The organism is Variovorax sp. Soil_C_17, assembly GCF_057657265.1.
The window spans coordinates 200,431-226,160 of sequence record NZ_JBDGIT010000006.1; the positions used below are offsets into that span (position 1 = coordinate 200,431).

At 67.8% G+C, this 25,730-nt stretch carries 23 protein-coding genes; 6 read left to right on the plus strand and 17 right to left on the minus strand.

What is annotated here, in order from left to right; all coding sequences use genetic code 11:
• Nucleotides 1–28: 28 nt before the first annotated feature.
• The 16 genes from AC3A6Y_RS25780 to AC3A6Y_RS25855 all read right to left on the minus strand — a co-directional run bounded on the left by AC3A6Y_RS25780 (nucleotide 29) and on the right by AC3A6Y_RS25855 (nucleotide 17,590).
• On the minus strand, nucleotides 29–1,951 hold the full coding sequence (locus AC3A6Y_RS25780; protein WP_487871077.1) for a PrkA family serine protein kinase: 1,923 nt from the start codon (nucleotides 1,949–1,951) through the stop codon (nucleotides 29–31).
• Nucleotides 1,952–2,525: 574 nt separating this feature from the next.
• On the minus strand, nucleotides 2,526–3,656 hold the full coding sequence (gene dnaJ / locus AC3A6Y_RS25785; protein ID WP_487871078.1) for a molecular chaperone DnaJ: 1,131 nt from the start codon (nucleotides 3,654–3,656) through the stop codon (nucleotides 2,526–2,528).
• A gap of 82 nt (nucleotides 3,657–3,738) precedes the next feature.
• Nucleotides 3,739–5,691 (minus strand): molecular chaperone DnaK, encoded by a 1,953-nt coding sequence (gene dnaK, locus AC3A6Y_RS25790; protein ID WP_487871079.1) that lies wholly within the window; start codon nucleotides 5,689–5,691, stop codon nucleotides 3,739–3,741.
• Nucleotides 5,692–5,797: 106 nt separating this feature from the next.
• Nucleotides 5,798–6,364, minus strand: coding sequence for a nucleotide exchange factor GrpE (grpE, locus tag AC3A6Y_RS25795; RefSeq protein WP_487871080.1), 567 nt, complete (start codon nucleotides 6,362–6,364; stop codon nucleotides 5,798–5,800).
• A gap of 141 nt (nucleotides 6,365–6,505) precedes the next feature.
• Nucleotides 6,506–6,856 (minus strand): FKBP-type peptidyl-prolyl cis-trans isomerase, encoded by a 351-nt coding sequence (locus AC3A6Y_RS25800; protein ID WP_487871081.1) that lies wholly within the window; start codon nucleotides 6,854–6,856, stop codon nucleotides 6,506–6,508.
• Nucleotides 6,857–6,893: 37 nt separating this feature from the next.
• A complete protein-coding gene (locus AC3A6Y_RS25805; RefSeq protein WP_487871082.1) occupies nucleotides 6,894–7,262 on the minus strand; it encodes a winged helix-turn-helix transcriptional regulator in 369 nt (122 codons plus the stop codon).
• Nucleotides 7,263–7,495: 233 nt separating this feature from the next.
• On the minus strand, nucleotides 7,496–8,347 hold the full coding sequence (gene asd / locus AC3A6Y_RS25810) for an archaetidylserine decarboxylase (protein WP_487871083.1): 852 nt from the start codon (nucleotides 8,345–8,347) through the stop codon (nucleotides 7,496–7,498).
• 67 nt (nucleotides 8,348–8,414) lie between these two features.
• Nucleotides 8,415–9,407, minus strand: a complete 993-nt coding sequence (locus AC3A6Y_RS25815; RefSeq protein ID WP_487871084.1) for a Bug family tripartite tricarboxylate transporter substrate binding protein — start codon at nucleotides 9,405–9,407, stop codon at nucleotides 8,415–8,417.
• A gap of 67 nt (nucleotides 9,408–9,474) precedes the next feature.
• Nucleotides 9,475–10,575: a lactonase family protein gene (locus AC3A6Y_RS25820; protein ID WP_487871085.1), complete on the minus strand. Its 1,101-nt coding sequence runs from the start codon at nucleotides 10,573–10,575 to the stop codon at nucleotides 9,475–9,477.
• Nucleotides 10,576–10,604: 29 nt separating this feature from the next.
• Entirely contained in the window at nucleotides 10,605–11,369 is a 765-nt protein-coding gene (locus AC3A6Y_RS25825; protein WP_487871086.1) for an SDR family NAD(P)-dependent oxidoreductase, read from the minus strand.
• A gap of 12 nt (nucleotides 11,370–11,381) precedes the next feature.
• Complete coding sequence (gene garD, locus AC3A6Y_RS25830; protein ID WP_487871087.1) at nucleotides 11,382–12,956, minus strand: galactarate dehydratase; 1,575 nt, start codon at nucleotides 12,954–12,956, stop codon at nucleotides 11,382–11,384.
• A complete protein-coding gene (locus AC3A6Y_RS25835) occupies nucleotides 12,953–14,251 on the minus strand; it encodes a TRAP transporter large permease (RefSeq protein ID WP_487871088.1) in 1,299 nt (432 codons plus the stop codon). Before AC3A6Y_RS25835 ends, garD begins: the two co-directional genes overlap by 4 nt.
• Before the next feature lie 67 nt (nucleotides 14,252–14,318).
• A complete protein-coding gene (locus AC3A6Y_RS25840; protein WP_487871191.1) occupies nucleotides 14,319–14,807 on the minus strand; it encodes a TRAP transporter small permease in 489 nt (162 codons plus the stop codon).
• 47 nt (nucleotides 14,808–14,854) lie between these two features.
• Nucleotides 14,855–15,823, minus strand: a complete 969-nt coding sequence (locus AC3A6Y_RS25845; protein WP_487871089.1) for a TRAP transporter substrate-binding protein — start codon at nucleotides 15,821–15,823, stop codon at nucleotides 14,855–14,857.
• A 50-nt stretch (nucleotides 15,824–15,873) separates the two neighbouring features.
• The gene (locus AC3A6Y_RS25850) at nucleotides 15,874–16,764 is read right to left on the minus strand and encodes a glucurono-1,5-lactonase (protein WP_487871090.1); all 891 of its coding nucleotides are present in this window, start codon (nucleotides 16,762–16,764) and stop codon (nucleotides 15,874–15,876) included.
• A gap of 1 nt (nucleotide 16,765) precedes the next feature.
• On the minus strand, nucleotides 16,766–17,590 hold the full coding sequence (locus tag AC3A6Y_RS25855; RefSeq protein WP_487871091.1) for an NAD-dependent epimerase/dehydratase family protein: 825 nt from the start codon (nucleotides 17,588–17,590) through the stop codon (nucleotides 16,766–16,768).
• Between the two features lie 68 nt (nucleotides 17,591–17,658).
• On the opposite strand from AC3A6Y_RS25855, the gene AC3A6Y_RS25860 reads away from it, so the two are divergent.
• The 4 genes from AC3A6Y_RS25860 (at nucleotide 17,659) to AC3A6Y_RS25875 (ending at nucleotide 22,106) form a co-directional block, all read left to right on the plus strand.
• Nucleotides 17,659–18,468, plus strand: a complete 810-nt coding sequence (locus tag AC3A6Y_RS25860) for a FadR/GntR family transcriptional regulator (RefSeq protein WP_487871092.1) — start codon at nucleotides 17,659–17,661, stop codon at nucleotides 18,466–18,468.
• 130 nt (nucleotides 18,469–18,598) lie between these two features.
• The gene (locus AC3A6Y_RS25865) at nucleotides 18,599–19,570 is read left to right on the plus strand and encodes a Bug family tripartite tricarboxylate transporter substrate binding protein (RefSeq protein WP_487871093.1); all 972 of its coding nucleotides are present in this window, start codon (nucleotides 18,599–18,601) and stop codon (nucleotides 19,568–19,570) included.
• Nucleotides 19,571–19,633: 63 nt separating this feature from the next.
• On the plus strand, nucleotides 19,634–20,545 hold the full coding sequence (gene kdgD / locus AC3A6Y_RS25870) for a 5-dehydro-4-deoxyglucarate dehydratase (RefSeq protein ID WP_487871094.1): 912 nt from the start codon (nucleotides 19,634–19,636) through the stop codon (nucleotides 20,543–20,545).
• 124 nt (nucleotides 20,546–20,669) lie between these two features.
• Nucleotides 20,670–22,106 (plus strand): aldehyde dehydrogenase family protein, encoded by a 1,437-nt coding sequence (locus AC3A6Y_RS25875; protein WP_487871095.1) that lies wholly within the window; start codon nucleotides 20,670–20,672, stop codon nucleotides 22,104–22,106.
• A 32-nt stretch (nucleotides 22,107–22,138) separates the two neighbouring features.
• On the opposite strand, the gene AC3A6Y_RS25880 is transcribed toward AC3A6Y_RS25875, so the two are convergent.
• The gene (locus AC3A6Y_RS25880; protein ID WP_487871096.1) at nucleotides 22,139–23,671 is read right to left on the minus strand and encodes an ABC transporter permease/substrate-binding protein; all 1,533 of its coding nucleotides are present in this window, start codon (nucleotides 23,669–23,671) and stop codon (nucleotides 22,139–22,141) included.
• 110 nt (nucleotides 23,672–23,781) lie between these two features.
• Here AC3A6Y_RS25880 and AC3A6Y_RS25885 point away from each other — a divergent pair, with 110 nt between their 5' ends.
• Nucleotides 23,782–24,570 carry an alpha/beta fold hydrolase gene (locus tag AC3A6Y_RS25885; RefSeq protein WP_487871097.1) on the plus strand — a complete coding sequence of 263 codons (789 nt, stop codon included), beginning with the start codon at nucleotides 23,782–23,784 and terminating at the stop codon, nucleotides 24,568–24,570.
• Nucleotides 24,571–24,600: 30 nt separating this feature from the next.
• Nucleotides 24,601–25,728 (plus strand): ROK family protein, encoded by a 1,128-nt coding sequence (locus AC3A6Y_RS25890; protein ID WP_487871098.1) that lies wholly within the window; start codon nucleotides 24,601–24,603, stop codon nucleotides 25,726–25,728.
• Nucleotides 25,729–25,730 lie beyond the last annotated feature (2 nt).

Here is a 25,730-nt window from a genome sequence, read left to right on the forward strand (position 1 = left end):
GCCACGGCCGAACTCCCTTGTCAGCTCGTCATGAGCTCTTGCGCACGCGCAGGTACCACTCGCACAGCAGGCGAACCTGCTTGGCCGTGTAGCCCTTCTGCACCATGCGGTTGACGAAATCCTCGTGCTTCTTCATCTCGTCTGCGCTGCTCTTGGCGTTGAAGCTGATGACGGGCAGCAGCTCCTCGGTGTTCGAGAACATCTTCTTCTCGATCACCGTGCGCAGCTTCTCGTAACTGGTCCACAGCGGATTCTTGCCCGCATTGCCGGCACGCGCACGCAGCACGAAGTTCACGATCTCGTTGCGGAAGTCCTTGGGGTTGCTGATGCCCGCGGGCTTCTCGATCTTCTCGAGCTCGGCGTTCAGCGAGCCGCGGTCGAACACCTCGCCGGTGTCCTGGTCGCGGTACTCCTGGTCCTGGATCCAGTAGTCGGCATAGGTCACGTAGCGGTCGAAGATGTTCTGGCCGTACTCGGAGTAGCTCTCGAGGTAGGCGGTCTGGATCTCCTTGCCGATGAACTCCGCGTAGCGCGGCGCCATCAGCTCCTTGATGTAGGACAGGTACTTCTGCTCCGTCTCGGGCGCGAACTGCTCGCGCTCGATCTGCTGCTCGAGCACGTACATCAGGTGTACCGGGTTGGCGGCGACCTCGCCGCTGTCGAAGTTGAAGACCTTGGAGATGATCTTGAAGGCGAAGCGCGTGGACACGCCGCTCATGCCCTCGTCGACGCCCGCGTAGTCGCGGTACTCCTGGATCGACTTGGCCTTGGGGTCGGTGTCCTTGAGGTTGTCGCCGTCGTAGACCTGCATCTTGCTGAAGATGCTGGAGTTCTCCGGCTCCTTCAGCCGGGTCAGCACCGAGAACTGGGCCATCATGCGCAGCGTGCCCGGCGCACAGGGCGCCAGCGAGAGCGAGGAGTTGCGCACCAGCTTCTCGTAGATCTTGATCTCTTCCGAGACGCGCAGGCAGTAGGGCACCTTGACGATGTAGATCCGGTCGAGGAAGGCCTCGTTGTTCTTGTTGTTGCGGAAGGCCTTCCACTCGCTCTCGTTGCTGTGCGCAAGCACGATGCCGTCGAAGGGGATGGCGCCGAAGCCTTCGGTCCCCTTGAAGTTGCCTTCCTGCGTGGCCGTCAGCAGCGGATGCAGCACCTTGATCGGCGCCTTGAACATCTCGACGAACTCCAGCAGGCCCTGGTTGGCCAGGCACAGGCCGCCGGAGTAGGCGTAGGCGTCCGGGTCGTCCTGGGCATAGGTCTCGAGCTTGCGGATGTCGATCTTGCCGACCAGCGAGGAAATGTCCTGGTTGTTCTCGTCGCCGGGCTCGGTCTTGGCCACCGCGATCTGGCGCAGCACCGAGGGGTAGCGCTTGACGACCTGGAACTGGCGGATGTCGCCGCCGTACTCTTCGAGCCGCTTGACGGCCCAGGGCGACAGGATGCGGTTCAGGTAGCGCAGCGGGATGCCGTACTCCTTCTCGAGGATCTCGCCGTCTTCGGTCGCGTTGAAGAGGCCGAGCGGCGACTCGTTGACCGGCGATCCCTTGATGGAATAGAAGGGCACCTGCTCCATCAGCTGCTTCAGCCGCTCGGCGATCGAGCTCTTGCCGCCGCCGACGGGGCCGAGCAGGTAGAGGATCTGCTTGCGCTCTTCCAGGCCTTGGGCCGCGTGCCGGAAGTAGGAGACCACCTGCTCGATGGAGTCCTCCATGCCGTAGAACTCGCGGAAGGCCGGGTAGATCTTGATGACCTTGTTGGCGAAGATGCGCGACAGGCGCGGGTCGTTGCGCGTGTCGACGAGCTCCGGCTCCCCGATGGCCTTGAGCATTCGCTCAGCCGCGGTCGCGTAGGCCGCGGGCTCCCGTTTGCAGATCTCGAGGTACTCCTGCAGGGAGAGGACCTCTTCGCGAGTCCGCTCGTAACGGGCGGCGAAGTTACTGATGACATCCATAAACACCTCCATCGAGTCAGCGGGGCGCTGCCCGGAGTTTCCGTGCTGCACACGTCGCATCGTTCGCAGGAATGGTGCCAGGTGAGTTGAGCACGCTTAGGAAAAACTCCTCGAGCAGTAACTTGGCTCAAAGCATAGAACAAACAACGCGTCGAGCAAATTGGTTTTCAAATAAGAACGAACCGTCTGTCTAAAAGTTCCGACGCGAGCGCGGGAGCCATCGGCACAAACGCGTGTAAATCGAGCCAAGCCTGCCAAGGGGATCAGCACGCCCATCACTGGTCACCAGGAATGCGATGTAGGACATCATCATCGATTCGCGTCCGCGCGTCAGCAGGCAATATGCAAAGACTATTCCGCGCATGACGTAAATGCGGGACCTGCGGGCGGTGCGCAAAAAAAAAGACGGAGCCGGAGCTTCCGTCCTCGTTGCGCAGGCGGCTTTTGCGGCAATGCAGCAAGCAGCCGCGGGCCACGGCCGGGGAGACCCATTGATACCCATCGGCTGCCTGTCCGACAACAAGCAGGGCGTCGCGTGGTCGCGACAGCCTCCCCCGGCCGTCGGCGAGCCAGCTCAGCTGAAGAACTCTTTGGCCTTGTCGAACCAGCCCTTGTCCGTGGGGCTGTGCTTGTTGCCGCCCTTCCTGAGCGACTCGTCCAGTTCCTTCATCAGCTTGCGCTGGTGCTCGGTCAGCTTGACCGGCGTCTCCACGCGGATGTGGCAGTACAGGTCGCCTGGGTAGGTCGAGCGCACGCCCTTGATGCCCTTGCCGCGCAGCCGGAACTGCTTGCCGCTCTGGGTGCCGTCCGGAATGTCGATGGCGGCCGGGCCCTTGAGCGTCGGCACGCTGATCTCGCCGCCCAGCGCGGCCGTGGTGATGCTGACCGGCACCACGCAGTGCAGGTCGTCGCCGTCGCGCTCGAACAACTCGTGCTTCTTGAGCCGGATCTCGATGTAGAGGTCGCCGGGCGGCCCGCCGTTGGTGCCGGGCTCGCCGTTGCCGGTGCTGCGGATGCGCATGCCGTCGTCGATGCCGGCCGGGATCTTGACCTCCAGCGTCTTGTGGTTCTTGATCTTGCCCTGGCCATGGCAGGTGGTGCAGGGCTCCGGAATGATCTTGCCGGTGCCGTGGCAGGTCGGGCAGGTCTGCTGCACGCTGAAGAAGCCCTGTCGCATCTGCACGACGCCATTGCCATGGCAGGTGGTGCAGGTGATCGGCTTGGTGCCCGGCTTGGCGCCCGTGCCCTTGCAGCTGCCGCAGTCGTCCCAGCTGGGAATGCGGATTTGCGCTTCCTTGCCGTCGGCCGCCTCCTCGAGCGTGACTTCCATCGCGTAGCTCAGGTCGCTGCCGCGGAACACCTGGCGGCCGCCGCCGCGGCCGGTGCGGGCGCCGAACACGTCGCCGAAGATGTCGCCGAAGGCCTCCGCGAAGCCGCCGAAGCCCTCGGGTCCGGGGCCGCCGCGCATGTTCGGGTCCACCCCCGCGTGGCCGTACTGGTCGTAGGCGGCCCGCTTCTGCGGGTCCGACAGCATCTCGTAGGCTTCCTTGACCTCCTTGAACTTGGTCTCGGCATCCTTGCTGTCGCCATGGTTGCGGTCGGGGTGGTGCTTCATCGCCAGCTTGCGATAAGCCTTCTTGATTTCGTCCTCGCTCGCGTTCTTGGGAACGCCGAGGGTTTCGTAGTAGTCGCGTTTGGTGGCCATGGTCAAGGTAGCGGGTGGTCGAGAACGGAAAAAGGCCGGACCGCCTCGTCAGGAGATCCAGCCTTGCATCAGGGTTTGGAGATCAACCCTTCTTCACTTCCTTGACCTCGGCGTCGACCACGTTGTCGTCGGCCTGCCCGCTGCCGGCAGCTTCCGGGCCGGCACCCGCCGCCGCCCCGCCGCCTGCCGCTCCGGCGGAGCCGGCCGCGGCCTGGGCGTCGGCGTACATCTTCTCGCCGAGCTTCTGGCTGGCCGTCATCAGCGTGTTGGTCTTGCCCTCGATCGCCGCCTTGTCCTCGCCCTTCAGGACCTCTTCCAGCTCCTTGATGGCGGCCTCGATCTTTTCCTTCTCGCCGGCTTCCAGGCTCGCGCCGTGCTCGGCCAGCGACTTCTTCACGCTGTGCGCCATCGCCTCGCCCTGGTTGCGGGCCTGGGCCAGCTCGACCTTCTTCTTGTCCTCGGCCGCGTTGAGCTCGGCGTCCTTCACCATCTTCTGGATCTCGTCCTCCGACAGGCCCGAGTTCGCCTTGATGGTGATCTTGTTTTCCTTGCCGGTGCCCTTGTCCTTGGCACCGACGTGCAGGATGCCGTTGGCGTCGATGTCGAAGCTCACCTCGATCTGCGGCGTGCCGCGCGCGGCCGGCGGGATGCCCTCGAGGTTGAACTCGCCAAGCAGCTTGTTGCCCGCGGCCACTTCGCGCTCGCCCTGGAACACCTTGATGGTCACGGCCGGCTGGTTGTCTTCGGCAGTCGAGAAGGTCTGCGCGAACTTGGTCGGGATCGTCGTGTTCTTCGTGATCATCTTGGTCATCACGCCGCCCATCGTCTCGATGCCGAGAGACAGCGGGGTCACGTCGAGCAGCAGCACGTCCTTGCGGTCGCCCGAGAGCACCTGGCCCTGGATCGCGGCGCCCACGGCCACGGCCTCGTCGGGGTTGACGTCCTTGCGCGGTTCGCGGCCGAAGAACTCCTTCACCTTTTCCTGCACCTTGGGCATGCGGGTCATGCCGCCGACCAGGATCACGTCATGGATGTCGTTGACCGACACGCCGGCGTCCTTGATGGCGGTGCGGCAGGGCGCAATGGTGCGCTCGATCAGCTCGTCGACCAGCGATTCCAGCTTGGCGCGGGTGAGCTTGATGTTCAGGTGCTTGGGGCCCGAGGCGTCGGCCGTGATGTAGGGCAGGTTGACGTCGGTCTGCGCGCTGTTCGACAGCTCGATCTTGGCTTTCTCGGCCGCTTCCTTCAGGCGCTGCAGGGCGAGCACGTCCTTGCTCAGGTCCACGCCCTGGTCCTTCTTGAACTCGGCAATGATGTAGTCGATCACGCGCTGGTCGAAGTCCTCGCCGCCGAGGAAGGTGTCGCCGTTGGTCGAAAGCACCTCGAACTGCTTCTCGCCGTCGACGTCGGCGATCTCGATGATCGAGATGTCGAAGGTGCCGCCGCCGAGGTCATAGACCGCGATCTTGCGATCGGCGCGATCCTGCTTGTCCAGGCCGAAGGCCAGTGCGGCCGCGGTCGGCTCGTTGATGATGCGCTTGACGTCCAGGCCGGCGATGCGGCCGGCGTCCTTGGTGGCCTGGCGCTGGCTGTCGTTGAAGTAGGCCGGCACGGTGATCACGGCCTCGGTCACGGCTTCGCCGAGATAGTCTTCGGCGGTCTTCTTCATCTTGCGCAGGATTTCGGCGCTGACCTGCGGGGGCGCCAGCTTCTTGCCGCGCACTTCGACCCAGGCGTCGCCGTTGTCGGCCTTGGTGATGCTGTAGGGCATCAGGTCGATGTCCTTCTGGACTTCCTTCTCCTCGAACTTGCGGCCGATCAGGCGCTTGACCGCGTAGATGGTGTTCTTGGGGTTGGTGACCGCCTGGCGCTTGGCCGAGGCGCCGACGAGAACTTCGCCGTCTTCCTGGTAAGCAACGATCGAGGGCGTGGTGCGCGCGCCTTCCGAGTTCTCGATCACCCGGGTGGTGTTGCCTTCCATGATCGACACGCACGAGTTCGTGGTGCCGAGGTCGATGCCGATGATTTTGCCCATGTTGTTTACTCCTGAACGCGAAAAAGATGTTGTTGTGAACTTGTGGATAACCCGTCTCGATTCAAGGGAAGGAGCGGGGATTTCCTGTGGGTTTCGTGTGGGTGGCTCAGTTGGCCGGCGTGACGGTCACCAGCGCGGGGCGCAGCACGCGCTCGGCAATGGTGTAGCCCTTCTGCAGCACGCCGACGATGGTGTTGGGCTCCTGGCCCTCGGCCGGCACCACGGAGATCGCCTGGTGCTGGTGCGGATCGAACTTGCTGCCGGCGGCCGGCGCGATCTCGATCACCTTGTTGCGCTCCAGCGCGCTCTTGAGCTGGCGCAGCGTGGCTTCGGCGCCTTCGCGGATCTGCTCGGGGGTCGCGTCCTTGTGGGCCAGGCCGGCCTCGAGGCTGTCGAGCACCGGCACCAGGCTCTCGGCAAAGGATTCGATGGCGAACTTGCGGCCCTTGGTGATTTCCTCGTCGGCGCGGCGGCGCGCGTTCTGCACGTCGGCCTGCGCCCGCAGGAACTGGTCGGCCAATTCGGCGTTCCTGGCCTTGAGCTCGGCGATCTCGGCGCCGGTGGCCGCCAGCGCGTCCGCCTCGTTGGCGGCTTGCGCGGCCTCCAACTCCTCCGGGCTCGCTTCGCCTTGCAGGGTTTCGGGATTCGGTTGATGGTTTTGCGGGTCTGTCATGCTCAAAAAGCCGGCGGCCTCGCCGGGAACTCAAGAAAAAGGAACGAACGGGGGCCAACTGGGGCCAGCGGCGCAGATTTCAAGAAAAAAATGCGCCTCGGGAGGCGCATTTTGGGGGGCGGCACGGGCCGCGCGGACCGCTCAGTGGGCGTCGAGCAGCTCGACGTCGAACTTCAGGGTGGCGTTCGGCGGGATCACCCCGCCGGCGCCGCGCGCGCCGTAGCCCAGGGCGGGCGGAATGATCAGGGTGCGCTTGCCGCCGATCTTCATGCCGGCGACGCCTTCGTCCCAGCCCTTGATCACCTGGCCGGCGCCCAGCGAGAAGGCGAACGGGTCGTTGCGGTCGCGGCTGGAATCGAACTTGGCGCCTTGCACGCCGTCGTTGTAGAGCCAGCCGGTGTAGTGCACGTGCACGTGCTGGCCTGCTTTGGCTTCGGCGCCGTCGCCGACGACGCTGTCTTCGAACTGGAGGCCGGAGGGAGTGGTGGGCATGGCGGTCCTTGGGGAAGTGGAAGGAAAGCCTTGCAGTTTAACGAGGCGCCAGGGGTGGCTCCGGCGGCGGCGGCGCGACGGGCTTGACCGGCACCGGCGTGTTCTTCCTGACCTGGTTCAGCTGCCACTTGACCGCGAAAGCCTGCAGGTCGGAGAGGCGCTTGAGCAGGTCTTGGCCGCTGGGCGTCAGGCTGTAGCCTTCGCTGCCGTGGCTCACGATGCCGGCCTCGCGCAGTTCCTTGATGCGGGTGTTGAGGGTGTTGGGCGTGATGTTGCCGACGCTGTCCTGCAGGAGGCGGAAGGTCTGGGCGTGGCCGTCGCGCAGCGCCCAGAGAACGCGCAGCGCATAGCGGGCTTCGAGCAACGCGAGCAGTTGGCTGACGGCCGCGTTTTCCTTGCTGCTCATTCAGTAACCTCCGCGCTGCGCGCTGCGCGCTGCGGTATTCGCCTTGGGAAGGGCCCGGTGGCTCATGAGGGACATCTCCTCTGGACGACGGCGGCTGCGGCGAGGCGCCGCTGCATGTTCTTGTTGAAACCCCGTCCACCGGACCGGGCCGGGGACTATAGCCCAGATGACGAGGTGCTACAAGTTTCATAGCTGGCCGATCAGGCCGGCTGCGGGCTGCGAAAGCGGGACCTTCAGGCGCCCGGGTAGCGCGCCATCGCTTCGCCGAGCCGGACCGCACCACCGGGCGTCCAGGCCGGGTTGAATTCCAGCGGCGGCTTGGGAAACAGCATCACCACCGTGGAGCCCAGCAGGAAGCGGCCCATTTCCTCGCCTTGGCGGAGCACGACCTGCTGGTCGGCGTAGTGCCATTCGCGCAGCTCCCCGCTGCGCGGCGGGTTGACCACGCCGTGCCACACCGTGGCCATGCTGCCCACGATCGTGGCGCCGACCAGCGCCAGCACGAAGGGCCCGCGCGCCGATTCGAAGACGCAGACCACGCGCTCGTTGCGGGCGAACAGGCCGGGCACGCCGCGCGCCGTGACCGGGTTCACCGAGAACAGCTCGCCCGGCACATGGATCATGCGCAGCAGGCGGCCGTCGCAGGGCATGTGGATGCGGTGGTAGTCCTTGGGGCTCAGGTACAGCGTGGCGAAGCTGCCGTGCTGGAACTGCGCGGCCAGCGCCGCGTCGCCGCCCACCAGCGCGGCGGTGCTGTAGCGGTGGCCCTTGGCCTGGATGAGCTGGTCGCCCTCGATGGCACCGAACTGGCTGATCGCGCCGTCCACCGGGCAGACCAGGTCGGCCTGTGCGATCGGCCGCGCGCCGGGCTTCAGCGCGCGGGTGAAGAACTCGTTGAAGCTGGGGTAGCTCGCGATGTCGCTGTCCAGCGCCTCGCCCATGTCGACGCCGTACTTGGCGACGAAGCGCCGGATGATCCAGGTGGTGAGCGCGCCGCGCTCCTTGCCCGCGACCCAGCCGGCGAAATTGGTCAGCGCCTGCTTGGGAAACAGGTACTGCGGCAGGACGGCGAAACGGTCGGACAAGGAGGGAGCTCCCGGAAAAGGAAGGCGATTCTATCGACCGCCCCGCCTGTCGCCTGCGGGACGACGCCTACTCCGGCTTGATGTTCGCCGCCTTGATCACCTGCGCCCATTTCTCGACCTCGGCCTTCTGGAAGGCCGCGACCTGTGCGGTGGTCATGTCGGCCGGCTGCATGCCGAAGCCCTTGAGCTTTTCCTGCATCTCCGGCTGGGCCAGGATCTTGCCGATCTCGGTGTGCAGCCGGTCGATGATCGGCGCCGGGGTGCCGGCCGGCACGAAGATCGCCTGCCAGGACAGGACTTCGAAGTCCTTCAGGGCCGGCAGGCCCGATTCGGCCACCGTCGGCACGTCGGGCATGGAGGGCAGGCGCTTGGCCGAGCTCACGGCGATGGCGCGCAGCTTGCCGCTCTGGATATGCGGGCCGGCGACCACGGTGGTGTCGAACATCATGTCGACCTGGCCGCCGATCACGTCCTGGATCGCCGGGCCGCTGCCCTTGTAGGGCACGTGGGTGAATTTCACGCCCGACTTGTAGGCCAGCAGTTCCAGCGTCAGGTGCTGCGAGGTGCCGGTGCCGGCCGAGGCGGAGGAGAGCCCGCCCGCCTTGGCCTTGCTCGCCTCCAGCACGTCCTTCAGCGTCTTGTAGGGGCTGGCCTGGTTCACCACCAGCACCACCGGGTTGGTGCCGATCAGCGTCACCGGGGCGAAGGACTTCTGCGGGTCGTAGCCGATCTTCGGGTAGAGGCTGACGTTGATGGCGTGCGAGCTGATGGTGCCGCCCAGCATCGTGTAGCCGTCCGGCGCGGCGCGGGACGCGATCTCCGAGCCCACGCTGCCGCCGGCGCCGCCCTTGTTGTCGATGATCACGCTGGTGCCCAGCGCCGGCCCGAGCTTCTGGCCGATCAGGCGGGCCAGCACGTCGGTGGTGCCGCCGGCCGGAAAGGGCACGAGGTAGGTGATGGCCTTGCCGGTCGGCCAGTTGCCTTGGGCGAAGGCGGGCAGGGTGGGCAGGCCGGCGGCAAGCGAGGCGAGCGCGGTGCGGATCAGGGTGCGGCGTTGCATGAGGGTCTCCTTGAGGTCATCTAATTAATAAGAGCGAAGAGCGAGCTGCAGCGGGGTGCCTGCGCGTTCACGGCAGGTCGACGATCTCGACCCAGTTCGGGTTCTTGCCGAGCGGCGTCCGCTGGGGAGCGCCCAGCGCACCGGTTGCGGCGTCGATCGGGTGCACCGAGGCGCTGTGGGACTCCTGGCCGACGGCAACCAGGAAGCGGCCGCTCGGGTCGATGGCGAAACCGCGCGGCGTCTTCTCGGTCGGCGTCTGGCCCAGCGGCTGCAGGCGGCCGGTGGCGGCATCCACCTTGAAGCCCGACAGGGTGCTGGACGTGCGCTCCGAGGCATAGAGGTAGCGCCCATCGGGCGTGAGGTGAAGATCGGCGGCCCAGGGCTTGCCGGCAAAGCCCGCGGGCAGGACGGTGGTGCTCTGCTGAAGCTGCAGCGTGCCGCGGGCGGCGTCCCAGGCATACACGTGCAGCGCGGCGTCGAGCTCGTCCAGCAGGTACACGTTGCGCTGCGCCTTGTCCCAGACGAAGTGGCGCGGGCCCGACTTTGCGGCGCCGGTGGTCAGCGCCGGGTCGTTGGGCGACAAGAGCCCGGTCTGGGCATCGAAGCGCCAGCTCGAGACGTTGTCGCCGCCCAGGCTGGTCGCCAGCACGAAGCGATTGGCGGCATCGGCATGGATCGCGTGCGCGTTGGGTGCGGTGGGGAGCAACTGCTGGATCGGGCCGACGCTGCCGGTCTTCGGGTCGATGCTGTTGACCGTGATCTTGTGCCCCGGGTAGGAAGCCGCGAACAGCCAGCGCCCGGTGGCGTCGGTATCGATGTTGGCCATGCTGTCGGCCAGCGGCGCCTCCCCCAGCTTCTTCAGCCTGCCGCTGGCGCCGTCGATCGCGAAGCTCGCGACGCGGAAGGGCTGCGAGCGAAGCGCGGCGTACAGGAAGCGCTTGTCGGGGCTCACCGCCATCGGCATCACCTGGCCGCCGACGTTCACCGATTCCACGGGCTTCAGCGTGCCCTGGCTGCGGTCCAGCTCGAGCACGGAGATCTCCTGGCTGTCCGCGTTGGACACGTACACCCAGGTGGCGGCCGAGACGCTGCCGCCCATCATGGCGAATCCCGGAACGGCAAGGAGCGCGAGGCGGCGCAGCACGCGCAAGGCGGAGGTCGGATGCATGTTCTTTTCTTTCTTGGGGGTCGGTGGCGTCAAGGCATGTACTGGCCGCCGTTCACCTCGAGGATCTGGCCCGTCACGTAGCTCGACAGCTGTTCCGATGCGAGATAGAGGAAGGCGCCCACGCAGTCGTCGGGCTCGCCGATGCGGGCCATGGGGATCGTGGCCCGGAACGACTCGAGCATCTGCGGCGTCGAGAACTGGTCGTGAAAGGGCGTCTGGATCACGCCCGGCGCCACCGCGTTGACGCGGATGCGGTCGGGCGCGAGCTCCTTGGCGAGGCCGCGCGTCGCGGTGCTGACGAAGCCTTTGGCGCCGGCATAGAGATAGGCACCGGGCCCGCCGCCGTGGCGCGCCGCGACCGACGAGACGTTGATGATGCTGCCGCCGCGCCCCTGCGTGCGCATGAGCGGCACCACTTCGCGGCAGAAGGCGAGCACCGAGCGCGCATTGATGTGCAGCACGTCGTCGAACAGCGCATCGTCGAATTCGGCGATCGGCACGCGCTTGACCAGGCTGCCTGCGTTGTTGACGAGGATGTCGATGGCGCCCCAGCGTGCGATGGTCTCGCGCACCACGCGCCGGATGGCTTCGGCGTCGCGCACATCGCCCTGCAGCGCAAAGGCCTCGCCGCCGGCGGCGGCGATGGCTGCGACCACCTCGTTCGCCGGCCCCGCCGAGCGGTTGTAGTGAACGGCCACGCGCACGCCGCGCGCTGCGTAGGCCCGCGCGACGGCGGCACCGATTCCGGTGCTGGCGCCGGTGACGAGGGCGGTCTTGCCTTTGAGGTCTTCCATGCGATCTCCTTGTCAGGTAACGGGTGCGGGGTTGAAGAGCACCAGCGCGTTGTGCAGCTTCCAGTGCTCGGACCAGGTCTTCTTGCGGCCGCTGGCCACGTCGAGCATCAGCCGGAACATCTCCCAGCCGATGTCCTCGATGCTGGCCTCGCCGTCGGCGATGCGCCCGGCGTTGATGTCCATCAGGTCGTGCCAGCGGCGCGCCAGCTCGCTGCGCGTGGCCACCTTGATCACCGGCACCTCGGCCAGGCCGTAGGGCGTGCCGCGGCCGGTGGTGAAGACATGCAGGTTGATGCCGGCGGCCAGCTGCAGGGTGCCGCAGATGAAGTCGGAAGCGGGCGTCGCCGCGTAGAGCAGGCCGCGCTGCCGCGCCTTCTCGCCGGGCGGGACCACGCCGGAGATCGGCGCCGAGCCCGACTTCACGATCGAGCCCATCGCCTTCTCGACGATGTTGGACAGCCCGCCCTTCTTGTTGCCGGGCGTGGTGTTGGCGCTGCGGTCGACGCGGCCCTTGTCCAGGTAGGCGTCGTACCAGGCCATCTCGCGGATCATGGCCTCGGCCACCTCGGGCGTGGCGGCGCGTGCGGTGAGCTGGTCGATGCCGTCGCGCACCTCGGTCACCTCGGAGAACATCACGGTGGCGCCGGCGCGCACCAGCAGGTCGGTGCAAAAGCCCACGGCGGGGTTGGCGGTGACGCCGGAAAACGCATCGCTGCCGCCGCACTGCACGCCGACCACCAGCTCGCTGGCGGGCACGGTCTCGCGCCGGCGGGCGTTCAGGCGCTCCAGGTGCTCCTCGGCCTGGCGCAGGATCGAATCGACCATCGACATGAAGCCGACGTGGGCCTCGTCCTGCAGGCAGACCACGTCGAGCCTGGCATCGGCGCTCTCGCCGATGTCGGCCACGTTGCGCTCGTCGACCAGCGGGATGGTGCCGGGCGGCATCAGCCGCTCGGGCTGCAGCTTCTCGCAGCCCAGGCTCACCACCATCACTTCGCCGCCGAAGTTGGGATTGAGGCTGATGTTGCGCAGGGTGCGGATGGGGATGATCGCATCGGGTGCATCGATGGCCACCCCACAGCCGTAGCCGTGCTCCAGCGCCACCACGTCGTCCACGTTCGGGTACTTGGGCAGCAGCTCCGCCTTGATGCGCTGGACCGCGAAATCGGTGACGCCGGCCACGCACTGCACCGTCTGGGTGATGGCCAGGATGTTGCGCGTGCCCACCGAGCCGTCGGCATTGCGGTAGCCCTCGAAGGTGTAGCCCTCCAGCGGCTGCGGCGCCGCGGGCTTCGCGGTGGCGATGGGCAGCCCTTCGAGCGAGCGCGCGGCGGGCATTTCCAGCAGCCGCTCGTGCACCCAGCTGCCGGCCGCGATGGGCTTCGCGGCCCGGCCGATCACCACCCCGTAGCGCAGCACTTCGCCGCCCTGCGGGATGTCGGCCAGCGCGACCTTGTGCGCCTGCGGCACCTTTTCGACCAGGACCAGGCCGGAGGGGAAGACGGTGCCCGCGGGCAGGCCGCCCTCGTTGGCCACGATCGCGACGTTGTCGCGCGCGTGCATGGTGATGAAGAGGGGTGCGCTCATTTGGGTGCGGAGAAGAGGTCGGGCAGCCACAGCGAGAAGCCCGGCACGTAGGTCACGAGCATCAGGCACACCAGCAGCGCCCCGTAGAAAGGCCAGATCGATCGCATCACCTGCCCGACCGAAACCCCTCCGATCGCGCAGCCGATGAACTGCGTGGTGCCCACCGGCGGCGTGTTCAGGCCCAGCGCGCAGTTGATCAGCATCACGATGCCGAACTGCACCGGGCTCATGCCGAACTGCATCGCGATGGGCAGGAAGATCGGCGTGCAGATCAGGATCGTGGCGGCCATGTCCAGGAAGGTGCCCAGCACGAACAGCAGCACGTTGATCATCAGGAAGATGACCCAGGGGCTGCTCGAGAACGAGGTCATCAGCTCGCCGGTCTTCTGCGGCACCTCGTACAGCGCCATGAAGTAGCCGAAGGCCGAGGAGATGCCGATCAGCAGCAGCACCACGCCGGTGGTCTTGCAGGCCTTGGCGCAGGCCTTCAGGAAGTCCTTCCAGCTCAGCGAGCGGTACACCAGCACCGTGACGCCGAGCGCCCACAGCACGGCGGTGGCCGCGGACTCGGTGGCGGTGAACACCCCCGACAGGATGCCGACCAGGATGATCGCCACGATCAGCAGCCCCGGCAGCGCCCCGACGAAGGCCGCGAGCACCTCGCCCCAGCCGGGGAAGGCGCCGCGGATCGGGTAGCCGCGCTTGATGGCCACGTAATAGGCCGCCGCCAGGTTGCACAGCGTCAGGAGCAGCGCCGGCACCAGGCCCGCCAGGATCAGGCTCAGCACGCTGACCGAGGCGATGCCGGTGGTGGCCAGCGTGAAGATGATGAGGTTGTGCGAGGTCGGCATCAGCGCGCCGACCAGCGCCGCGTGGGTGGTGACGTTGACCGCGTAGTCCGCGTCGTAGCCCTCGCGCTTCATCAGCGGGATCATCACCGAGCCCATGGCCGAGACGTCGGCCACCGGCGAGCCCGCCACGCCGCCGAACAGCGTGCAGCCGACCACGTTGCTCATGCCGAGACCGCCGCGCACATGGCCGATCAGGCTGTTGGCGAAGCGCACGATGCGCTGGGCGATGCCGCCGTACAGCATCAGCTCGCCGGCGAAGACGAAGAAGGGGATGGCCAGGAAGGAGAAGATCTGCATTCCGCCGACCATCTTCTGGAACACCACCGCGACCGGCAGGCCGGCGTACATCACGGTGGCGACCGAGGCGAGGCCGATCGAGAACGCGACCGGCACGCCGATCACCAGCAACGCGAGAAAACTCAGCGTCAGAACAGTCAGCTCCATAGGCCCCCACGCTCGCTTTGCTCGCTGCCCCCCGAGGAGGCGCGAATTGCCTTGAGGCGACTCTGCGTCAATTCCATGCCGGCACCACCTCTTCGTCACGCAGCAATGCCACGATGTGCTCAACCGAAAACAGCACGATCAAGGCGCCCGCGATCACCAGCGCCAGGTAGTCCGCGCCCACCGGGATGCCCAGCATGGGCTTCATGTCGCTCCACTTGAGCCGGGTCCAGAGCCAGCCGCTGGACACCATGATGGCGCCGAACAGCGCCACCAGCGCATGGATGAGGATCTCGATCTTCAGGCGCAGCGACTCCGGCAGCAGGGCGACCAGAGAATCCAGGCCGATGTGGCCCGCATCGCGCACGCCCACCGCCACGCCCAGCGCGGTGACGTACAGCACCAGCTGCAGCGCCAGCCCCTCGGCCCAGACCGGCGTGTCGTTGAGCAGATAGCGCCCGACCACCTGGTACTGCACGCAGGCGATGATCGCGATCAGCAGCACCACCGCCAGCATCAGGCTGACCTTGGACAGCACCGCGCACACCCGCGAGTACAGGTGGCGGGAGGGCGGACGCTGCGCCCCGGCTTCGATGACCCCAGCGCTCACTTGTTGTCCTGAATGGCCTTGACCAGCCGCTGCAGGTCCGGCGTGGAGATGAACTTGGCGTACACCGGCGCCATCGCGGCGCGGAACGAGGCCTTGTCGACGTCGCTCACGATGGTGGCCCCGCCCTTGGTGACGACCTCGAGCGACTTGGCTTCCTGCTCGTCCCACTTCTTGCGCTGGAAGGTGACCGACTCCTTGGCCGCGGCGCGGAACATGTCCTGGTCGGCCTTGGGCAGCTTGTCGTAGACGGCCTTGGACATCACCAGCATCTCGGGCGCCATCGAATGCTCGGTGCGCGAGTAGAACTTCACGGCCTCGTAGTGCTTGAAGCCGTCATAGGAGGGGATGTTGTTTTCCGCGGCGTCGATCAGCCCGGTCTTCAAGCCGGTGTAGACCTCGCCGATCGGCACCGGCGTGGCGTTGGCGCCCATGGCGTTGATCAGCGACACCCACAGGTCCGACTGCTGCACGCGGATCTTCATGCCCTTGGCGTCGGCCAGGGTCTTCACCGGCTTCTTGGCGTAGATAGAGCGCGCGCCGCTGTCGTAGAAGGCGAGGCCGACCAGGCCCTCGGGCTCGCAGCTCTTGAGAATCTCCTCGCCGGCCGGGCCGTCGAGCGACTTGCGCATGTGCGCGATCGAGTCGAACAGGAAGGGCATGGTGGGCACCAGCGTCTTGGCGCACAGCGAGTTCAGCGGGCTGATGTTGACGCGGGTCATCTCGAGCGCGCCGATCTTCACCTGGTCGATGGTTTCCTTCTCGGTGCCCAAGGCGCCCTTGTTGAAGACCTTGATCTTGTACTTGCCGTTGCTGCGCTTTTCGAGCAGCTCGCTCATGTGCTTGACCGCGGCCACGGTCGGGTAGTCGTCGCTGTTGTGCACGTCGGCCGAGCGGAACTCGACGGCCTGCGCGGCGAGCCCCAGGGCGCCGGCGGCCAGGGCGATCAGGGTGCGGTTGAACTTCATTTGTCTTCCTCTGTCGGTGGTGGTTTGTAGAAATGAAAACTCGGGCGTCGTCAGCTGCCGAAGGCGGGCTCCGCGATGCCCTGGGTGCCCGGGCGCAGGGCGAACACGCCGCCGGCCAGCGGCTGGTCGGAGAGATCGCCCCCGGGCCGGATCGAGGTCACGAAGAGGGTGTCGAGCTTCGGGCCGCCGAAGGTGCACATGGCGGGCTTCTTCACCGGCACTGCGAGCGAGCGGTCGAGCTTGCCTTGGGGCGTGAAGCGGTGCACCAGGCCGGCGTCGTTGCCGCAGATCCAGTAGCAGCCGTCGGCGTCGACCGCGGCGCCGTCGGGGCGGCCGGGCAGGGGATTCATGTCGGCGAACAGGCGGCGATTCGTCGGGGTGCCGGTGGCGGTGTCGTAGTCGAAGGCCCAGATCGCCTGCACGCTCGGGTGCGAATCCGAGAGGTACATCGTGCGCCCGTCGGGGCTGAAGGCCAGGCCATTGGGGACGATCAGGTCCTCGAGCTGCAGCGAGGGCGATCGACCGTTGCCGTCATGCCGGTAGAGCCGGCCCACGCGTGCGCCGGCCCCCATGTCCATCAGCATGGTGCCGGCCCAGAAGCGGCCCTGGCGGTCGCAGCGGCCATCGTTGAAGCGCATGCCGGGGCGGGCGTGCGTCACCTGCGCAAGGGGCGTGGCGGCGAGCGTGCCGTCGTCCTGCGGCGCGATCGAGAACAGGCCGCTTTCCATGCCGGCGATCCACCGGCCCGGCGCATCGGCGCGCGGCGCGATGCAGGCGAGCATCTCCTCGCCGGTCCAATGGCGGTGCCCGTCCTGGTCCCAGCGGTGCAGGGCGCGCCCCGGGATGTCGACCCAGTAGAGCGCCTGCTCGGCCGCCGACCAGACAGGGCTTTCGCCGGTGCCGCAGCGGGCATCGACCACGAGCTCGGCCTGCGTGGACATCTCAGTCGCCGAAGGGGCCTTGGGCGGTGAAGGCGCCGCCCTGGTAGATGGCGTTGGGATCGTCGGCGGCCACGGGCGGCTGGGCCTCCACCTTGGCGCGGAAGATCTCCGAGCTGTCCTGCGGCTGGTAGCCCAAGTGCGCGGCCGCGTGGTTGTCCCACCAGACATCGCGATTGGCCGACACGCCGTAGACAACCGTGTGCTTGACGTCGGCGGTGAAGAGCGACTTCTCGACCAGCGAGGTGAGGTCGCGGTAGCTCAGCCAGGTGCTCATCATCCGGCGGTTGGCCGGCTCGGGAAAGGAGGAGCCGATGCGGATGCTCACCGTCTCGATGCCCCAGCGGTCGAAGTAGAACTGGGCCATGTCCTCGCCGAAGGACTTCGAAAGGCCGTAGTAGCCGTCGGGCCGGCGCGCTGCGCGGGCGTCGATCGTCTCGCTCTGCTTGTAGAAGCCGATCACATGGTTGGAGCTCGCGAAGACCACGCGCTTCACGCCGTGGCGGCGCGCAGCTTCGTACAGATGGAAGATGCCCTTGATGTTGGCTTCGAGGATTTCCTCGAACGGGCGCTCCACCGACACGCCGCCCAAGTGCACGATCGCGTCGCAGCCGGCGACCAGCGCATCGACCGCGGCCTTGTCGGCCAGGTCGCAGGGCATCACTTCCTCGTGCGGGCCCGTGGCGGGCGGCAGCGCGGCGATGTCGGACACGCGCAGCGTCTCGGCAAAGGGGCGAAGCCGCTCGCGCAGCACCTTGCCCAGGCCCCCGGCGGCTCCGGTGAGCAGCAGGCGGTTCAGGCGGGGCGGGGTGGAGGAGGGGGCGCTCATCGTCTCTTGTCTCTGGAAGTCGTAAGTTATCGGTTGTCGTACAACGCTCGGGTGATTATCATCACCGCATGTCGAACCTGTCAACGGGGTCAACCTCAGCCGCCGAGCCCGCCGCCTTGGGCGGCGGCGCGCGGCGTCGCGGCCGCGGCCTGGCGCACGGCCTGGTCGACGACCTGGGGGAGAAGATCCGCAGCCAGCAGCTGCGGCCGGGCGACAAGCTGCCCACCGAGTCGGCCATCATGCAGGCCTACGGCGTCAGCCGCACCGTGGTGCGCGAGGCGCTGTCGAAGCTGCAGGCCGGCGGGCTGGTGGAGACGCACCACGGCATCGGCACCTTCGTGCTGCAGCCCCGCGCGGCGGGCATGTTCCGGCTGGAGGGCTCCGACATCGCGACCACGGTCGACGTGCTGGCCGTGCTCGAGCTTCGCATCAGCCTGGAGACCGAGTCCGCCGGCCTGGCCGCCACCCGGCGCAACGAGGAGCAGCTGCTCGCGATGCGCGAGGCGCTCGACGATTTCCAGCGCAACGTGCAAGAGGCGGGGGACACGGTGGCGCCCGATTTCCGCTTCCATCTGCAGATCGCCCAGGCCACCGGCAATCCGTACTTCGCGGACATCATGAGCCACCTGGGCACCACCATCATCCCGCGCACGCGCATCAGCGCCATCCGCACCCACGACCGGCGCGGCGAGTACCTGAGCCGCGTCAACCGCGAGCACGAGGAGATCTACGCCGCCATCGCGCGGCAGGATCCGGAATCGGCCCGCGCGGCCATGCGCATCCACCTGACCAACAGCCGCGAGCGCCTGCGCCTGGCGCAGGAAGCGGCCCAGCGCGAGGCGCAGGCACCCGCGCCCGGCGGCGGCACCCCGACCTGAGCGCTTCGGTGCGCAAGGCTGGACAACGTGTCGTCCTAGTTGTACGATGACTGATAACTGAGAATTTCGACCCGATCTTCGAGTGGCCCAACGGCTCACTCCTTTCCTTCATCTCCAGGAGACCCATGACATGACCCTGAATCGACGCGATCTCATGCTCGGCGCCGTCGGCGCGAGCCTGCTGGCCGGCCACGCCTCGGCCGCTGACGCCTGGCCTTCGAAGCCCTTGCGCATCGTGGTGCCCTACCCGCCGGGCGGCTCGTCCGACATCATTGCCCGTGCCATCAGCCAGCCGCTGTCCGAGGCGCTCAAGCAATCGGTGATCGTGGAGAACCGTGCGGGCGCCAACGGCAATCTCGGCGCGGACCTCGTGGCCAAGGCGTCGGGCGACGGCTACACGCTGCTCTTGTGCGACGTCGGCGCGCTGGCGATCAGCCCGTCCGTCTATACCAAGCTCGCCTTCGATCCGTCGAAGGACCTGCGCGGCGTGACCATGCTGGCCTACTCTCCGCACCTGCTGGTGGTGCATCCCTCGGTCCAGGCGGCCAACCTGAAGGAACTGATCGCGCTGTCGAAGAAGTCCGACCTGAACTTCGCCGTCACCGCCACCGGCAGCGCGCCGCACCTGGCCGGCGTGGCACTGGAGCGTGCCAGCGGCGCGCGCTGGCAGTACGTGCCCTACAAGGGCGGCGTGCAGGCCATCCAGGACACGGTGGGCGGCCAGACCCAGGTCCTGATGAACGGCATGCTCGCGACGCTGCCGCATGTGCAGAGCGGCAAGCTCAAGGTGCTGGGCGTCTCCAAGTCCACCCGCATGCCGCTGATCGGCGACGTGCCCACCATCGCCGAGCAGGGCGTGGCCGGCTTCGAATCCGGCACCTGGCAGGGCATGCTGGCGCCGCGCGGCACGCCCGAGGCGGTGATCCAGCGCCTCAACAAGGAGCTGGTCTCCATCATCCGCTCGACCGACATCCGTTCGCGCCTGGCCGGGCAGGGCGCCGAGGTCGTGACCATGACGCCGGCCGAGCAGGAGCAGTTCTTCAACAAGGAACGCGCGCGCTGGGCCAAGGTGGTCGATGCGGCACAAATCAAGCTGGACTGAACGCGGCCTGCCCGCCTGCAGCCCGCTTGCGTCTTTTTCCCTTCTCTTCAGGATCTTTTCTCGATGAATCCCCAGGAACTCAAATCCATCATGGGCGCCGGCCTGTTGTCCTTTCCGCTGACCGACTTCGACGCGCAGGGCAACTTCGACAAGAAAGGCTATATCCGGCGCCTCGAATGGCTGGCACCCTACGGCGCGAGCGCGCTGTTCGCGGCCGGCGGCACCGGCGAGTTCTTCTCGCTGACCGCCGACGAGTACCCGGAGATCATCGAGACCGCGGTGCAGACCTGCCGCGGCAAGGTGCCGATCATCGCCGGCGCAGGCGGCCCGACGCGCTTCGCGATCCAGTGCGCCCAGGCGGCCGAGAAGGCCGGCGCGCACGGCATCCTGCTGCTGCCGCACTACCTGACCGAGGCCGGCCAGGAAGGCCTGGCCGCGCACGTGGAGGCGGTGTGCAAGAGCGTGAAGTTCGGCGTCATCGTCTACAACCGCGGCCAGAGCCGGCTCTACCCCGACACGCTGGCGAAACTGGCCGAGCGCTGCCCCAACCTGGTGGGCTTCAAGGACGGCATCGGCGACATCGAGCTGATGAGCTCGATCTACCTGCGCATGGGCGACCGCTTCGCCTACCTCGGCGGCCTGCCCACGGCCGAGGTCTACGCGGCGGCCTACAAGGCGCTGGGCACGCCGGTGTACTCCTCGGCTGTCTTCAACTTCATTCCGAAGACCGCGATGGACTTCTACAAGGCGGTGGCGGCCGACGACATGGCCACGCAGCACCGCCTGCTCAAGGACTTCTTCATGCCCTACCTGGAGATCCGCAACAAGGGCCAGGGCTACGCCGTGAGCATCGTGAAGGCCGGCGCACGCATCGTGGGGCACGACGCGGGCCCGGTGCGCACGCCGCTGACCGAGCTCAAGGCCGACGAGTACGATGCACTGGCGGCGCTGATCGACAAGCTCGGGCCGCAGTAGGCCATCGCGAGCGGCCGAGCAGGCGACCGGCGAAGGCGCAGCGCCCGGCCTATTCTTGTTTGACAGCGTGCGGGGCCGCCCAGGCGGCCCCGTGCTTTTTTCGACCGACCCCAAGGACACTGCCATGCAGAACTTCGACAACCTGATCAACGGCGAATGGCGCGCGGGCGCCAGCTACAGCCCCAACACCAACCCCAGCAACCTGGAAGACGTGCTCGGCCACTACGCCCAGGGCGATGCCGTGCAGGTCGACGAGGCCGTGGCGGCCGCCACCGCGGCGTTCCCGGGCTGGTCCACCGGCAGCGTGCAGGCGCGCAGCGATGCGCTGGACAAGATCGGCAACGAGATCCTCGCGCGCAAGGAAGAGCTGGGCACGCTGCTGGCGCGCGAGGAGGGCAAGACCCGCGCCGAGGGCATCGGCGAGGCCACGCGCGCCGGCCACATCTTCAAGTTCTTCGCCGGCGAGTGCCTGCGCCTGTCGGGCGAGGTCCTGCCCTCGGTGCGCCCGGGCATCGGCGTGGAGATCACGCGCGAGCCGGTGGGCGTGGTGGGGCTGATCACGCCGTGGAACTTCCCCATCGCCATCCCCGCCTGGAAGATCGCCCCGGCGCTGGCCTTCGGCAACTGCGTGGTCTTGAAGCCGGCCGACCTGGTGCCCGGCTGCGCCTGGGCGCTGGCCGAGATCATCAGCCGCTCGGGCATCCCGGCGGGCGTCTTCAACCTGGTGATGGGCCGCGGCAGCGTGATCGGCAATGCGCTGGTCGACCACCCCGGCATCCATGCCATCAGCTTCACCGGCTCGGTCGGCGTGGGCCGCGGCATCGCCGTGGCGTGCGCGACCAAGGGCAAGAAGGTGCAGCTGGAGATGGGCGGCAAGAACCCGCAGGTGGTGCTGGACGACGCCGACCTGAACCAGGCGGTGGAGCTGAGCGTGCAGAGCGCCTTCTATTCCACCGGCCAGCGCTGCACGGCGTCGAGCCGGCTGATCGTGACCGAGGGCATCTACCCGAAGTTCATCGAGGCGATGAAGGCGCGCATGGCCAAGATCAAGGTCGGCGATGCGCTGGCGCAGGGCACGGACATCGGCCCGGTCTCCAGCGAGAGCCAGCTGCGCCAGGACCTGGACTACATCGAGATCGGCCAGGGCGAGGGCGCCACGCTGGCCGCGGGCGGCGATCGGCTGAAGCTGGCGACCGAGGGCTTCTACATGTCGCCGGCGCTGTTCAGCGAGTCGGTGGCGAGCATGCGCATCAACAAGGAAGAGATCTTCGGGCCGGTGGCCAGCGTGATCCGGGTGAAGAACTACGAGGAGGCGCTGGCCACGGCCAACGACACCGAGTTCGGGCTGTCGGCCGGCATCGCCACGACGAGCCTGAAGTACGCGACGCACTTCAAGCGCCACAGCCAGGCCGGGATGGTGATGGTGAACCTGCCGACGGCCGGGGTGGACTACCACGTGCCCTTCGGCGGGCGCAAAGGCTCCAGCTACGGGCCGCGCGAGCAGGGGCGGTATGCGCAGGAGTTCTTCACGGTGGTGAAGACGGCCTATACGCTGGCCTGAGGTCTTTGCTCCCTCCCCCGACGGGGAGGGAGTCAAGCGGCCCGGCCGCGCCGGAGCCAGCACTCGATCGCCTCGAACAGCCCCTCGCTCAGCAAGGCCAGCACGGCCGCCGGCACCGCGCCCGCGACCAGCAGCCCGCGGTCGTTGAGCGCCAGCCCCGTCACGATCCGTTCCCCGAATCCTCCCGCGCCGATGAAGGCCGCGATGGTCGCCGTCCCGATCGCGATGGTGGTCGCCGTGCGCACGCCTGCCAGCAGGGTCGGCAGCGCCAGGGGCAGCTGCACCAGGCGCAGGCTCTGCCCGCCCGTCATGCCCAGCGCCGTGCCCGCCTGCCGCAGCCCGGCCGGCACTTCGGCCAGGCCGGTCACGGTGTTGCGCATGATGGGCAGCAGCGAGTAGAGCGTGAGCGCGATCAGCGCCGGCAGGGTGCCGATGGCGCCGATCAGCGAGATCAGCAGCGCCAGCAGTGCCAGCGAGGGCACCGTCTGCAGCAGCCCCGTCAGGCCGAGCACCACGGCCCGCAGCCGCAGATGCGGAAACACGAGGATGCCCAGCGGCACGGCGACCAGGATCGCCAGCCCGACCGAGATCGCCACCAGCAGCAGGTGCTGGCGCGTGAGCCGGCCGAGGTCGGGGCCGAAGAGCTTGGCGACGTAGCCGCGCGCGCCCTCGCTGCCCGCCGCGCCGGCCTTCGCGCCCGTTTCGCCCTGCGCCAGAAAATCGCGCGCGATCACGTCGAAGGCCACGCTCTGCAGCTCGGCGCGCGCGTTCATCGCGATCATCGCGCGCTCGTCGATGCGGCCCTCGAGCTTCTGCAGCGCGGCCCAGGCCGCCGGCCAGCGCTTGGGCACGTCGAGCCGGTACAGCACCACGGCGTCGTAGCGCGGGAAGTAGGCGCGGTCGTCCGCCAGCACGCGCAGGCCGAGGTGATCGATCTTGGCGTCGGTGGTGTAGATGTCGATCACGTCGATCTGCTTCGCCGCGATCGCGTCGTAGGCCAGGCCATGGTCGAGCCCGGTGGGCTTCTGCGCGAAGCCGTAGCGCGCGGCCAGGCCCTGCCAGCCGTCGGCGCGGCCGATGAACTCGTTCGACAGGCCCAGCCGCAGCTCGGGATGGCGCGCCAGGTCGCTCAGGGTCTTGAAGCCGAGCCGCTCGGCGTCGGCCGCGCGCATGGCGAGCGCGTAGCCGTCGTTGAAGCCCAGCGGGATCGCGATGCCCAGGCCGAGCGGCGCCAGCGCGGCGTTCAGGGCCTCGCGCGTCATCGGCTGCGGGTTCTTGAGAATCTCCAGCGCCACCGTGCCGGTGTACTCGGCGTAGAGGTCGATGCTGCCCGCGCGCAGGGCTTCGTAGACGATCGCGGTGTTGCCCAGGCCTTGCCGCAGCTGCGGCGGCGCGGGCAGGTGAGGCGCGGCGGTCTGCGCCATGACCTCGGCCAGGATGTAGGACTCGGTGAAGCGCTTGGAGCCGATCTTCATGGCCGCGTCCTGCGCCTGCGAAGGCGCGGCAGCGCACAGTAGGCCCAGGCAGGACAAGGCGAGAAGCCGCAGGCGGTGCAGGCAATGCATCCGGCGCAGTGTATCGGCGTGCCGCGGATCGCGACACGTCACATTCCTACAGGAGATCGTGCGCGGGGCTGATGCGATTCTGCAGCCGCCCGCCTGCACAGTGGCGAACCGTGCTCATCAATTACGTCCGGCGTGGTCAAGGCAAGTCGCTGCTGCTCGTCCATGGACTGGGCAGCAGCTGGCGCTCGTGGCAAGGCATCATGGAACCGCTCGCGGCCCGGCGCAGCGTGACGGCGATCGACCTGCCCGGCTTCGGCAAGAGCCCGCCGCTGGACGGCGAAATCTCGGTGCAGACGATGGCCGACGCGCTCGCGCAGTTTCTGCGGGAACACGAGCTGATCGGCACCGATGCGGCCGGCAGCTCGATCGGCGCGCGGCTCCTGCTCGAGCTGGCGAGCCGCGGCGGCGTGCTCGGCTCGGTGATCTCGATGGGGCCGGGCGGCTTCTGGGTCGGCTGGGAGCGCATCCTCTTCGTCGCGTCGGCCCGGCTCTCGCGCCGCCTGGCGCGCACCCTGCAATTCGCCATGCCGAGCCTCATCGCGCACGAATGGTCGCGGCGCCTGCTGCTGGCGCGGTTCTCGGTCGAGCCGGCTGCGCTGCCGCCGTCGATGGTGCTCGAGGAAATGCGCAGCTATGCATCCGCGCGCTCCTTCGAGGCGGTGCTGCACGCGCTGTTGCGCCAGCCGGCGCAAGTGGGGACGGACGCGAGCCGCCTGTCCAAGCCGCTCGTGATCGGCTGGGGGCGGCTCGACCGCATCTGCCCGCCGCGGCAGGCGGCGCGCGCGCTGCAGCTGTTCCCCGGCGCGCAACTGCACTGGTTCGAGCGCTGCGGCCACTTCCCGCACTGGGATGCGCCCGAGGAGACGACGCGCCTTATCCTCGAAGCGACGGCCGATTGACCGCGCAACCCGAAACCCGCGAAGGACTTCATGGCTTCAGAAGACAAGACGCGATCGAAGAAGAGCAAGAGCAACGCCCGCCAGGCGCCGACGCCTCCGTCGGCCGACATCCATGGCGCGAAAGAGTTGCCGGCCGTGCTGGTCGAGGGGTACAGCCTTCAGTTGCGCGGCGACGAGGGCTTCCTGGGCGACCAGGCCAGCCAGACGGCCTTCCGCGAGCTGCTGGAGGGCTGGCGCCGGCGGCTGCGCAAGAAAGGCAAGAAGGACCCGCTGGGCGAGCAGCATTCGAAGGACCTGGCTAAGGGCACGCTCGATGCAGCGCTGAAGAAAGGCCAGGCCACGGAAGCGACCGACGTGGTCCACGCGGCCATCGAGCAATTCGCCGAAGCGCTGGCCGAGGTCATCCGGAGCTTTCTGCGCCAGCCCTCCTGGGCAGGTGTCGAGCGCATCGTCATCGGCGGCGGCTTCCCGGAAAGCGACGTGGGCGAGCGGGCCGTGCTGCAGGCGGCCGCCATCCTGCAGGAGATGAAGGTGCAGGTGGAGCTCGCGCGCATCTGCCACGAGACCGACGACGGCGGGCTGCTCGGCTGGGTCCACCTGGCGCCGCCGGAACTGCTGGAACACTACGACGCCATCCTGGCGCTGGACATCGGCGGGACCAACGTGCGCTGCGGCATCGTGAGGACGCGGCGCAAGCGCGCGCCCGACCTGTCGAAGGCGAAGGTGGTGCGGCGCGAGAAGTGGCGCCATCGCGACGACGGCCCGAACCGCCGCGCCCTGGTCGCGCGGCTGGCCGAGATGCTGGAGGAGCAGGTGCGCTACTGCAAGAAGAAGGGCATTCGCCTCGCTCCCTTCGTCGGCATCGGCTGCCCGGGCCTGATCCGCAAGGACGGCTCGATCGCGCGCGGCGCGCAGAACATGCCCGGCGACTGGACCAGCGAGCATTTCCACCTGCCCACCGCGCTCGCGAAGAAGATCCCCACCATCCGCGGCGTGCCGACGATGGTGCTGATGCACAACGACGCAGTGGTGCAGGGCTTGAGCGAGCTGCCCTTCATGCGCGACGTGAAGCGCTGGGCGGTGCTGACCATCGGCACCGGGCTGGGCAATGCGAGCTACAGCAACTTGGAGTCCTCGAAGAGTCCCAAGCCCTCCTAGCG